We start from the raw sequence: 11,397 nt of genomic DNA on the forward strand, positions 1-11,397 counted from the left end.
TTCTCAGATATCGGCCGGCTCGGACCAAACCGCAAATTCATTGCCGCTGGGCTCGACAAAGTGAAAGCGGCGGCCACCGGGAAAGTCGAACAGGGGGCGAACTATGGTGCCCCCTGCGCTGGTCACCTTGGCCTGGGTTGTGACAATATCGGCGCTGTAGAACACCAGCAGGGCGCCGCCTTGCGCACTCTGGTTGCAAAGATCTGTGCGATAGAAGCCGCCATCCAGCCCTTCTCCCTCGAAGGCGCAATAATCGGGGCCATAATCGGCAAATTGCCAGCCGAAAGCGGCCTGAAAGAAGGCCTTGGTGGCGGCAAGATCCCTGGCCGCAAATTCCACATAGTTCAGTTTTTCATGGGCCCTGATCATGAAGATCTCCTTGTCGGTGATTATTTCGGTTGCCAGCGTTTTTGCGTGCGGATCGTGGAGTGGGGCAAGGCGTCCCAAGGGGTCAGCTTGAGCTGCTTGCGCCGAAACCAGTGCCAGGTTGCCATCAGCAGACCGACCCCTATGCCGAACAGCAGGCTCTGGCGCAGGGCAAATGCCGGGCTCACCTCATGTTGCCAGCCGAAGAACCACATCAACACCCCCCAGATAGCGCCGATGGGGATCCCCAGAGCAAGGACATTGACCAGAAAGCGTTCGTAGTGGGGCGGCCTGATGGTGAACCCCGCCTTTCGCAGCAGCCAGGTGATCGGCGGGTTGTAGTTGAGCGTCTGCACGCCCTTCTCTGCCAGCTCCCGGTGGGCGGCCGCCAGCCTGTTGTCGAATGTCATGGATCGTCCCTGTTATGGTGTGGCGCCATACGGTGCCTGTTGGCGACATTGTACTGGCAAGGGCGGAGATAAAACAGGTGGTGCATCACGATACGAAGCGACGCCTGTCTTGCCAACCCAAGGACATTGCGCCTATAAAGGCCCATTACTCTTGTCTGGATTGCAGCAATGAAGACCCATTCTGATGAACTGACCCTGTTTGTGGCGGTGGTGGAGGCGGGCAGTTTTCGCCAGGCGGCGGAGAACCTCGGCATGGACAACTCGGTGGTGAGTCGCGGCATCAAGCGGCTCGAGGAGAAGCTCGCCACCGTGCTGCTCAATCGCACCACCAGGCGGGTCAGCCTGACCGAGGAGGGGGGCTGGTTCTATCAGCGGGCGGTGAAGATCCTGACCGAGATGAGCGAGGCGGAGGGGCTGCTGCTGATGCGCCGCGAGCAGCCGGAGGGGGTATTGCGGGTCGATGCCGCCACTCCCTTTATCCTGCACCGGCTGGTGCCCATCATCGGCGAGTTTCGCCGCCGTTATCCCACCATCGAGCTGCAACTGCACAGCTCCGAGGGCTTTATCAACCTGATGGAGCGGCGGGTGGACATGGCCATTCGCATCGGCGAGCTGACCGACTCTTCCCTGCGGGCGCTGCCGCTGGGCCGCTCGCGGCTGCGACTGCTGGCGTCCCCCGACTATTTGCGCGAACGCGGCACCCCGCGCCAGCCTGCGGATCTGCTGAGCGGGCACGAGCTGCTCGGCTTTTTGCACCCCGATCACCTCAACCACTGGCCGCTCTTGAGCCAGGAGCAGGGGGATCGCTTTCCCATCACCCCGACCCTGCGCGCCAGCAGCGGCGAGACCTTGCGCCAGCTGGCGCTGCGAGGGCAGGGGATCGTCTGTCTGTCGGATTTCATGACGGGGGAGGACAGGGAGAGCGGGGCCCTGGTGGAGGTGCTGGCCCGCAGCAACAGCGGCGCCTCGCGCCCCATCAATGCGGTCTTCTACTCCGATGCCCAGCGCGACATCCGGCTGCGGGTCTGGCTCGATTTTCTCAAGGAGCAGCTGGGAAGCCATGCCCTGTGATCCCGCGGCCGGGTGAAGAGGGCAGGGGCTGCACCGGATAAGCAGACGGCCGCCTCAAGGGGCGGCCGTCTGCCTGGGAAGGTGGAGAGGGCTTAGCGGGGCAATCTGCCCCATACCCGGCTGAGCAGGGCGCCGCCGATGGCAGGCGGCACGGCCAGCAGCAGCGTCCCATACCAGGGGAGCTCAGCCAGGGTGGTGGCCAGGACGATGCAGGTGAGCACCAGCAACTGGGCAACCATCATCAGCAAGGTGCCTTCGCGGGGGGTCAGCTCTGCCTTGTGGGTGGCACAGGCTCGGGCTGAGGGGGTGTGAGTGGTGGTCGGCTTCATGGCGATGTCCCTGGGTTGCGTCTGATATGACTCAACGATGACAAGCAATGGCCGTTCCAAATTTTTTCGTGTTACTTATCAAATGGTTGGGTATGTGCGTGCCATTCCCGTTTCGGGAGTGATGCAAAATCGTTCGCAAAATGAAAACGCCACCCCAGGGTGGCGTCTTGCTTGAGCGAGGGCGGCTCAGCCGATCCGGTATTGGCGGATCTGCTCGTCTATCGCCTTGGCCAGTTCGAACAGCTCGCGACTGGCGGCATTGCTCTCTTCTGCGTGCTCCCGTTGATGCTCGGCCACCATGGCCAGCTCGTCCAGCGCCGCCCTGGCTTGTCCCATCTGTTGATCTTGCGCCTGGGCCAGCGCACTGATCTCGTTTATCTCGAGGGCGGTCTGCTTGATCTGGCCGCTGGCATCCATCAACACCGCCCTGGCCTGATGCATGCGCTCATGGCTCTCTTCACTCAGGGTGCGGGAGTCAGCCATGGAGCCGCTGGCCTGGCGGGTGCCCTCCTGCAGGCGCAGGATGAGATCCTGCACATCCTTGGTGGCGGTCTGGGTACGCACCGCCAGCTGGCGCACCTCGTCGGCCACCACGGCAAAGCCGCGCCCCATCTCGCCCGCGCCGCCTCGATGGCGGCGTTGAGCGCCAGCAGGTTGGTCTGGTTCGAGACGTCACGGATGAGGTTCATGATCTGGGTGATGTTGTTGCTGTCCTTGACCACCTCTTCGAGCAGAGCGGAGGAGCTGCCGATGCTGCTGCGCAGGGTGTCGAGCTGCTGGGCACTCTGACTGACGTCCCGCTCGATGGCGAGCATGTGGTCGGCGATGCGGTGGGTCACCTCATTGACCCCCTCAGAGCGACCGGCAATCTGCTCGGCATTGTCACCGATAAGGGCGACCACATTGCTCAGCTCCTGGATGCTCTGGGCCTGCTGGCAGGCCTCTCCTGCCAGGGCCTGGGCCTGATGCAGGGATTGGGAGGACTGGGCCGAGAGGGCGCTGCCTGACTGCTGGAAGCGGGAGAAGCTCTGGTTCAGGCTCTGGATCAAGCGGTTGAAGCTCTGCGCCATCTGGCCCAGCTCCGACTGATCCGAAAAGTCCAGGCGGGTCGCCAGATCCCGATCGGCGGTGATGTGGTGCATGCCGTCGGCGGCCTGGCGGATGGGGCGACTGATGGAGTGGGCGAGCCAGGCGGAGGCCAGCATGGCTAGCCCGCCGATAGCCAACGATACCATGATGATGAGCCGGCGGGATTCGCTGCGTCCCTCTTCCAGTTCGGCTGCATTGATTTCGCCTATCAGCAGGCGATTGAGTGCCGGAATGTAGCGCACGGCGATCAGATAGGTCTCTTTCCCAAGCGTGAGGGCCTTGACCGCGACCTGTTCTCTGGCTGCTGGGATCAGCGCTCTGACGGTATCGAGGAAGGTATTCTGATGGTGAGCAGCCCCCTTGAGCTCCTCTTCGGGGTGGATTTCGATATGCCCCTCCATATCGGCCAGATAGACTTGTCCGCTCTTGCCTATCCGGTAGCTGCTGATTAGTTTGCGCAGTGCGCTCATGTCGATGGAGGTGCCGGCCACCGCCAATACCTGCCCCTCTTTGCTGACGGCGGTATTGATATAGAGGGAGGCACGCTTGTCAAAGTCGGAGATGTCGAGGTTCAGCTCGTAGGGCTTGCCACGTTTGAGAAAGCCATAAAACCACCCATCTTTCGGGTCTGACTCGTTCAGCTGTTTCTGGGCCATGGCGCCCTTGCTGAAGTTGAGCAGGGTAGCGCTTTGGCGCGGGGCGATAAACACATTGCCCCCAATGCGCTGCTGCAACGCCTGAAAATAACGCTCCATGGCTGGCCACTGCTCGGCAGGCATGCCCTGACTCAGCCAGTCGAGGACAAAGCTGTTGCCCGCCAGTGCCTCGGCTTCGGTCAGGTGCTGGGTCAGTTCGGCGGTCAGCTGGTTGGCGATGCGCTCCACGCTGCTTGGCAGCTCATAGCGTTCCACCCGCTGCTGTGCCTGGTCGTGGGAGAGCTGTTCCAGGATCAGGGTGATGCAGCTGATGGCAATGATCATCAGGATGGCTACCCCGATCAGGATCCGGCTGCGGATCCCGAGCCCCGACCAGAGTGATTGCAGTCTAACAAGGTGTATCGCCCGCTCCATAACGCTCTCCTGTATTAAATAAGGTCGCATATGCGACCCAAGAGATGATTATAGATAGATAACTCAATTGAGAATGGCCGACATGAAATTGTCATAAAGGCAGGGGCGGTTGGCAGGGGGGCCGGCAGGCCATAAAACAAGAGGCCGACATTGCTGTCGGCCTCTTCAGTTTTTATTTCAAGGATATCGGTTGCCCGATCACTCCTCTTCGGCCCAGCGGCGTGAACGCTCGACCGCTTTCTTCCAGCCGTTGTAGCGCTTGGCGCGATCGTCGCGGTCCATCTGCGGGATGAACTCGCGGTCCACGCTGAACTTGTCTTCCAGCTCTTCCGAGCTCTTCCAGAAGCCGACGGCGAGGCCGGCCAGGAAGGCGGCGCCCATGGCGGTGGTCTCGATCCGGGTCGGACGCACTACCGGGGTGTGCATCATGTCGGCCTGGAACTGCATCAGGAAGTCGTTGGCTACCGCGCCACCGTCCACCTTGAGGGCTGCCAGCTTGATGCCGGAGTCCTGCTGCATCGCATCCAGCACATCGCGGCTCTGGTAGGCGATGGATTCCAGCGCGGCACGGATGATGTGGTTGCGGTTGGCGCCACGGGTCAGGCCGACCATGGTGCCGCGAGCATACGGATCCCAGTAGGGGGCGCCCAGACCGACGAAGGCCGGTACCAGGTAGACGCCGTTGGTGTCGCCCACCTTGGAGGCGAAGTAGTCGGTGTCGCGGGCATCGTGAATGATCTTGAGCTCGTCACGCAGCCACTGGATGGTGGCGCCACCCATAAATACCGCACCCTCGAGGGCATAATTCACTTCCCCTTTCGGGCCGATGGCGACCGTGGTCAACAGGCCGTTGCTGGAGCGAACCGGCTCGGTGCCGGTGTTCATCAGCATGAAGCAGCCGGTGCCGTAGGTGTTCTTGGCCATCCCTTTTTCGAAGCAGAGCTGGCCGAACAGGGCAGACTGCTGGTCACCGGCGATACCGGCGATGGGGATGCGGGAGCCGCCGCCACGGGTGGTGTAGCCATAGACCTCGGAGGAGGGTTTCACTTCCGGCAGCATGGAGGCGGGGATGCCCAGCTCGTCCAGCATGCGCTGATCCCACTTCAGATCGCGGATGTTGTAGAGCATGGTACGGGAGGCGTTGGTCGGGTCGGTGACGTGCACTTCGCCGTTGGTCATCTTCCACACCAGCCAGGTGTCGATGGTGCCGAACAGCAGCTCGCCGTTCATCGCCTTCTCGCGGGCCCCTTCCACGTTGTCGAGGATCCACTTCACCTTGGTGCCGGAGAAGTAGGCATCCAGCACCAGACCGGTGTTTTCACGGACGTACTCTTCCAGGCCGCGTGCTTTGAGTTCTTCACAGATGGCCGCGGTGCGGCGGCACTGCCAGACGATGGCGTTGTAGATGGGTTTGCCGGTGGCCTTTTCCCATACCACTGTGGTTTCACGCTGGTTGGTGATGCCGATGGCGGCGATCTCTTCGCTGCGAAGGCCAGTCTTGGCCAGCACTTCGGTGAACACGGAGGACTGGGTCGCCCAGATCTCCATCGGGTCGTGCTCTACCCAGCCCGCTTTCGGGTAGTGCTGGGTGAATTCGCGCTGGGAGGTACCGACTATGTTGGCGTCCTGGTCAAACACGATGGCGCGGGAGGAGGTGGTACCCTGGTCCAGAGCGACGACATATTTCTTTTCAGCAGACATGATGTTCTCCACGTTTTTATTTTCCACGTTTTTACACGTTGGGGAGGGCCGCTCTTAGGCGGCGGCCTCTTCTTTGGCGGTTTGGGCAGCTTGCTCGGTGGCGGCAACACGGTTGCCCGGCACACAGGGAGCCAACACTTTCACATACAGCGCGGTACCGATCTGGGCGCCGACGATGGGGCCGAGGATGGGAACCCAGAAGTAGGGGTTGTCACGACCACCGGTCAGGGCCACGTCACCCCAGCCGGCCAGGAAGGCGAACAGTTTGGGGCCGAAATCACGAGCCGGGTTCATGGCAAAACCGGTTAACGGGCCAAGGGATGCGCCGATCACCGCGATCAGGATACCGATCAGCAGGGCGGCGGCGAAGCCTTTGGGGGCGCCGTTGTTGTTGTCACCCAGTGCCATGATGCCCAGCATCAGCACGGCGGTGATCACCAGCTCGACGGTGAAGGCCTGCATGTTGGAGAGCAGGGCATTCGGGTAGGTAGAGAAAATGCCGGCGGTGCCGAGGCTCTCGACGCTGCCGCGTACCACGTTGTGGGTCACTTCCCACTGGCTGAAAAGGTTACCATAGAGGAAGTAAACCAGCGCCGCGAAGCAGAAGGCGCCAGCCACCTGGGCGATGATGTAGGGTACCACCTTGCGCTTGTCGAACCCGCAGAAGGTCATCAGCGCCAGGGTGACCGCAGGGTTGAGGTGGGCACCTGAGATGCCGCCGGTCACATAGATGGCGATGGCGACGCCCAGACCCCAGGTAATGGAGATTTCCCATTGCCCGAAGTTGGCACCGGCCAGCACCAGTGCGGCCACGCAACCGACGCCGAAGAAGATCAGCAGGCCGGTTCCGATAAACTCGGCGATGCACTCGCCAAGCAGGGTATTGGGTCTTTGTATGCTCATACCGTTATTCCTTATATCCACCCAGAGTAGGTTTGATGTTCCGTTTTGTTGTTTTTCATTCCCATTGTTGCGCCCAAAAACGTTTCTTCTTGTTTTTTGAGCTGACGCAAACGTTATGCTCGTTTGCGCTCGTTCTCGGACGAGAGAGAAAATAAACCGAAATCGACCATTCACCACTCCCTCCCCGCAGGAAATGTGGACAAGATCCCACTCATTGCTAAGAAAATGTGACGGAAAGCAAGTTGATACCGTGGTTATACCACTTAGTGGGTACCTATAAGCCTTGCTGCACAAGGGATTGCGGCTGATGAGTGATTACTCATCTGGCGCTTTCTTTTGTAATAAAACTGCAATATTTCCGACTGCATCACAGATTAAATGTTCACATATGAGCACAATAGGCTCGCTTTCGAATCGGGACTCCTCTGATTGGTCAGCATGGACAGGGCACCCTCAACCGCCCACAACAACAATAAGGAAGCAGAACATGCTTAGTCTCTTCAGGCCTGCACCACACATAGACAGGCTCCCGGCCGACAAGGTCGACCCCTTCTACAAACGCATGCGTTGGCAGGTGTTCTTCGGGATCTTCTTCGGTTATGCCGGTTACTACTTGGTACGGAAAAACTTCAGTCTGGCGATGCCTTACCTGATCGAGCAGGGCTTCTCCCGCGGTGATCTGGGCCTGGCCCTGTCCGGCGTTTCCATCGCCTACGGTCTCTCCAAGTTCCTGATGGGGAACGTGTCGGACAGATCCAACGCCCGTTACTTCCTCTCTGCCGGCCTGCTGCTGTCAGCCGGTATCATGTTCATGATGGGGACCATGCACTGGGCCACCTCCAGCATCGCCATCATGTTCGTGCTGCTGTTCCTGAACGGCTGGGCACAGGGCATGGGCTGGCCGCCCTGCGGTCGCACCATGGTGCACTGGTGGTCGCAAAAAGAGCGGGGCGAAATCGTCTCGGTCTGGAACGTGGCCCACAACGTGGGTGGCGGCATGATAGGCCCGCTGTTCATTCTGGGGATGGGCTGGTTCAATGACTGGCGCAGTGCCTTCTACGTGCCGGCCGCCGCGGCTGCCGCCATCGCGGTGATCGCCTTCTTCGTGATGCGTGACACCCCGCAATCGGTGGGTCTGCCGCCCATCGAAGAGTTCAAGAACGACTATCCGAAGGATTACAACGAGAGCCACGAGCAGGAGTTTTCCGCCAAGGAAATCTTCATGAAGTACGTGCTGCACAACAAGCTGCTGTGGTACATCGCGATCGCCAACGCCTTTGTCTACCTCATTCGCTACGGTGTGCTGGACTGGGCGCCCACCTACCTGAAAGAGGCCAAGGACTTCAGCGTCGACAAGTCCTCCTGGGCGTACTTCCTCTATGAGTGGGCCGGTATTCCGGGCACCCTGCTGTGCGGCTGGATCTCTGACAAGATGTTCCAGGGCCGCCGCGCCCCGGCCGGCATCCTGTTCATGGTGCTGGTGACCATTTCCGTGCTGGTTTACTGGTTCAACCCGGCCGGCAACCCGACCATCGACATGATGGCTCTGGTCGCCATCGGCTTCCTCATCTACGGCCCCGTCATGCTGATCGGCCTCTATGCGCTGGAGCTGGCGCCGAAGAAGGCGGCCGGTACAGCGGCGGGCTTCACCGGTCTGTTCGGTTACCTGGGTGGCGCGGTTGCGGCCAACGCCATGCTGGGCTACACCGTTGACCACTTCGGCTGGGACGGTGGCTTCATGGTGCTGACTGCCTCCTGCTTGCTCTCCATCGTGCTGCTGGCGATGACCCTCAAGCACGAGAACGAGTCGATTGCCGCCAAGGCTGCTGTTCATAAGGCATAAAACGTGATCCTGCCCTTATCGATTGGAAAAGGGATCAGGTAAACTGCCCAAGGCCCCGCATCTGCCGGGGCCTTTTTTCGTCTCATCATCGGAGTTCAAGCGTGAAGCAAACCCAACGACATCTGGAGATCCTGGACGTCCTGACGCGGCAGGGCTTTGTCTCGACCGAGGATCTGGTGACCCATTTTGACGTCAGCCCCCAGACCATTCGCCGGGATCTCAACGATCTTGCCGAGCAGAACAAGATCCGGCGCCACCATGGCGGGGCCTCCCTGCATTCGAGTACCGTCAACACCGCCTACAGCGCCCGCAAGGTGATGCAGCTCAAGGAGAAAGAGCGCATCGCCCGGGAAGTGGCCGCCAACATCCCCGACGGTTCGTCGCTGTTCATCGACATCGGCACCACCACCGAAGCCATCGCCCGCGCCCTGCTCGATCACCGCGAGCTGCGCGTGGTCACCAACAACCTCAACGTGGCCAGCATCCTCACCGCCAAGGATGACTTCACCGTCATCATCGCCGGCGGCGAAATTCGCAACCGGGACGGCGGCATCGTGGGGGAGGCGACCCGCGACTTCATCGGTCAGTTTCGGATGGACTACGGCGTCATCGGCATCTCTGGCATCGACAGCGACGGCTCACTGCTCGATTTTGACTACCACGAGGTGAAGATCGCCCAGGCCATCATCGCCCACTCCCGCCAGGTGTTCCTGGCCGCCGACCACACCAAGTTCGGTCGCAACGCCATGGTCAACCTCGGCAACCTCAGCCAGATCCACGCCCTGTTCACCGATCAGGAGCCGCCGGAGAAGCTGATGCGGCTGATGTCCCAGCATCAGATCGAGTGTCACATCTGCTGAGTCGCCGTTAATCCGCTCCAGCATCAGGCCGCCATCGGGCGGCCGTTTCGTTTTCAGCCTCCCGCCTTTCTGCTTGCCCTCATCCCACTGCCGATGGCGCGCTGATTACCCCAAAAAGCGCGAACTCGCTCACAGCCTTGCCCCCGTTTTCCCCATGCCCTGCCGCTTTATCACCGACCGGCAGCATTTTTAGCATTGCCAAAACAATCGCGATCACATTTTCTCCATAAAATGTTCGTTTATCATTTTTTCATGCTCTAATATGAGCGAAATCAAACATTGCGACGGTTTCGCAAGATCAAAATAAGAAAGTAGGTGAACATGAGCGAACATTATGATCTGGTCGTCGTCGGCGGCGGCATCAACGGGGTAGGCATTGCGGCTGATGCGGCAGGGCGGGGTCTGAAGGTTGCCCTGTTCGAGGCGCGCGATCTCGCCTCTGCCACCTCTTCCAACTCCAGCAAGCTGATCCACGGCGGCCTGCGCTATCTCGAACACTACGAATTCCGGCTGGTGAAAGAGGCGCTGGCGGAGCGGGAAGTGCTGCTCGGCATGGCCCCTCACATCGCTCGCCCCATGCGTTTTCGCCTGCCCCATCGCCCGCACCTGCGCCCGGCCTGGATGATCCGCGCCGGCCTCTTCCTCTATGACAACCTGGCCAAGCGCGACAAGCTCAAGGGCAGCTGCGGCGTGCGCTTCCTGCCGCAGGACGGTCTCACCGCCGACATCAGCAAGGGGTTCGAGTACTCGGACGCCTGGGTCGACGACGCCCGCCTGGTGGTGCTCAACGCCATGATGGCGCGCGACAAGGGCGCCGACGTGCAGACCCGCACCCGCTGCGTCAAGGCGGTGCGCGGCTCCAAACACTGGACCCTGACTCTGGAGCGGGAAGGGGGCGAGCAGTTCAACGTCACCTGCCGCGGTCTGGTCAATGCGGCCGGCCCCTGGGTCAAGACCTTCTATGACGAGAGCCTGCACGAGAAATCCCCGCGCGGCATTCGCCTCATCAAGGGCAGCCACATGATAGTGCCGCGCATCCATGAGCGCGAAGAGGCTTACATCCTGCAAAACGAGGACAACCGTATCGTCTTCGTCATCCCTTATCAGCAGGACTACTCGCTGATTGGCACCACTGACGTGGAGCACAAGGGCAGCCCGCGCGAAGCCAAGATCAGCGACGCCGAGATCAACTACCTGTGCAAGGTGGTCAACGCCCACTTTACCCGCCAGATCGCCCCCAAAGACGTGATCTGGACCTACGCCGGGGTGCGCCCGCTGTGCGACGACGAGTCCGATTCACCGCAGGCGGTGACCCGCGACTACACCCTCGAACTGTCTGGCGAATCTGATGGCGCACCACTCTTGTCGGTGTTCGGCGGCAAGCTCACCACCTACCGCAAGCTGGCTCAGGCTGCCTGCAACAAGCTCAAGCCCTGGTTCAGCAAGATGGGGGATGACTGGACCGCCAACAGCCGGTTGCCCGGTGGCGAGTTCGACTGCTCGGTGCGCGAACTGGCGCGCGCCTTTGCGCTGGAGTTTGACTGGCTCGATGATCGCAGCGCCCTGCGCATTGCCGAGGCCTATGGCGCCCATGCCCGCCTCTGGCTCAAGGAGCCCCGTGGTCAGCACTTTGGTGCTGGTCTGTACGAAGCCGAGGTGCGCTACCTTATCGAGCGGGAGTGGGCCTGCACCCTGGAAGACATCCTGTGGCGCCGCAGCAAGCTGGGGCTGCGCCTCTCCGACGCCGAGCAGCAG

At 60.9% G+C, this 11,397-nt stretch carries 10 protein-coding genes and 1 pseudogene; 4 read left to right on the forward strand and 7 right to left on the reverse strand.

Annotated features, from left to right (window positions below; genetic code table 11):
- Positions 1-3 precede the first annotated feature (3 nt).
- Both CAK78_RS18815 and CAK78_RS18820 read right to left on the reverse strand, forming a co-directional pair.
- A complete protein-coding gene (locus CAK78_RS18815) occupies positions 4-369 on the reverse strand; it encodes a VOC family protein (protein WP_176452853.1) in 366 nt (121 codons plus the stop codon).
- Between the two features lie 20 nt (positions 370-389).
- Positions 390-776, reverse strand: a complete 387-nt coding sequence (locus CAK78_RS18820) for a DUF6404 family protein (protein ID WP_094698295.1) — start codon at positions 774-776, stop codon at positions 390-392.
- A 168-nt stretch (positions 777-944) separates the two neighbouring features.
- Here CAK78_RS18820 and CAK78_RS18825 point away from each other — a divergent pair, with 168 nt between their 5' ends.
- Positions 945-1,847, forward strand: a complete 903-nt coding sequence (locus CAK78_RS18825; protein WP_094698296.1) for a LysR substrate-binding domain-containing protein — start codon at positions 945-947, stop codon at positions 1,845-1,847.
- A gap of 92 nt (positions 1,848-1,939) precedes the next feature.
- On the opposite strand, the gene CAK78_RS18830 is transcribed toward CAK78_RS18825, so the two are convergent.
- The 4 genes and pseudogenes from CAK78_RS18830 to CAK78_RS18845 all read right to left on the reverse strand — a co-directional run bounded on the left by CAK78_RS18830 (position 1,940) and on the right by CAK78_RS18845 (position 6,939).
- Positions 1,940-2,176, reverse strand: a complete 237-nt coding sequence (locus tag CAK78_RS18830) for a hypothetical protein (RefSeq protein ID WP_094698297.1) — start codon at positions 2,174-2,176, stop codon at positions 1,940-1,942.
- A gap of 186 nt (positions 2,177-2,362) precedes the next feature.
- Positions 2,363-4,335: pseudogene (locus CAK78_RS18835) on the reverse strand (methyl-accepting chemotaxis protein).
- Positions 4,336-4,533: 198 nt separating this feature from the next.
- On the reverse strand, positions 4,534-6,036 hold the full coding sequence (gene glpK / locus CAK78_RS18840) for a glycerol kinase GlpK (RefSeq protein WP_005299552.1): 1,503 nt from the start codon (positions 6,034-6,036) through the stop codon (positions 4,534-4,536).
- 54 nt (positions 6,037-6,090) lie between these two features.
- Entirely contained in the window at positions 6,091-6,939 is an 849-nt protein-coding gene (locus tag CAK78_RS18845) for an MIP/aquaporin family protein (RefSeq protein WP_005299554.1), read from the reverse strand.
- A 487-nt stretch (positions 6,940-7,426) separates the two neighbouring features.
- Here CAK78_RS18845 and glpT point away from each other — a divergent pair, with 487 nt between their 5' ends.
- Complete coding sequence (gene glpT, locus CAK78_RS18850; RefSeq protein ID WP_005299556.1) at positions 7,427-8,782, forward strand: glycerol-3-phosphate transporter; 1,356 nt, start codon at positions 7,427-7,429, stop codon at positions 8,780-8,782.
- Positions 8,783-8,883: 101 nt separating this feature from the next.
- The gene (locus tag CAK78_RS18855; RefSeq protein WP_005299558.1) at positions 8,884-9,642 is read left to right on the forward strand and encodes a DeoR/GlpR family transcriptional regulator; all 759 of its coding nucleotides are present in this window, start codon (positions 8,884-8,886) and stop codon (positions 9,640-9,642) included.
- A 79-nt stretch (positions 9,643-9,721) separates the two neighbouring features.
- On the opposite strand, the gene CAK78_RS22910 is transcribed toward CAK78_RS18855, so the two are convergent.
- A complete protein-coding gene (locus tag CAK78_RS22910) occupies positions 9,722-9,859 on the reverse strand; it encodes a hypothetical protein (protein ID WP_176452854.1) in 138 nt (45 codons plus the stop codon).
- A gap of 104 nt (positions 9,860-9,963) precedes the next feature.
- On the opposite strand from CAK78_RS22910, the gene glpD reads away from it, so the two are divergent.
- Positions 9,964-11,397, forward strand: a 1,434-nt coding sequence (gene glpD, locus CAK78_RS18860) for a glycerol-3-phosphate dehydrogenase (RefSeq protein WP_094698298.1), incomplete at its 3' end; no start/stop codon positions are given.

The sequence above is a fragment of the Aeromonas sp. A35_P genome, from assembly GCF_002259925.1.
Classification (GTDB): domain Bacteria; phylum Pseudomonadota; class Gammaproteobacteria; order Enterobacterales; family Aeromonadaceae; genus Aeromonas; species Aeromonas dhakensis.

What these genes read in the sequence shown, in the direction of transcription:
- CAK78_RS18815 (WP_176452853.1), bottom strand. Translation starts at nt 369, where the DNA reads ATGATCAGGGCCCATGAAAAACTGAACTATGTGGAATTTGCGGCCAGG.
- CAK78_RS18820 (WP_094698295.1), bottom strand. Translation starts at nt 776, where the DNA reads ATGACATTCGACAACAGGCTGGCGGCCGCCCACCGGGAGCTGGCAGAG.
- CAK78_RS18825 (WP_094698296.1), top strand. Translation starts at nt 945, where the DNA reads ATGAAGACCCATTCTGATGAACTGACCCTGTTTGTGGCGGTGGTGGAG.
- CAK78_RS18830 (WP_094698297.1), bottom strand. Translation starts at nt 2,176, where the DNA reads ATGAAGCCGACCACCACTCACACCCCCTCAGCCCGAGCCTGTGCCACC.
- glpK (WP_005299552.1), bottom strand. Translation starts at nt 6,036, where the DNA reads ATGTCTGCTGAAAAGAAATATGTCGTCGCTCTGGACCAGGGTACCACC.
- CAK78_RS18845 (WP_005299554.1), bottom strand. Translation starts at nt 6,939, where the DNA reads ATGAGCATACAAAGACCCAATACCCTGCTTGGCGAGTGCATCGCCGAG.
- glpT (WP_005299556.1), top strand. Translation starts at nt 7,427, where the DNA reads ATGCTTAGTCTCTTCAGGCCTGCACCACACATAGACAGGCTCCCGGCC.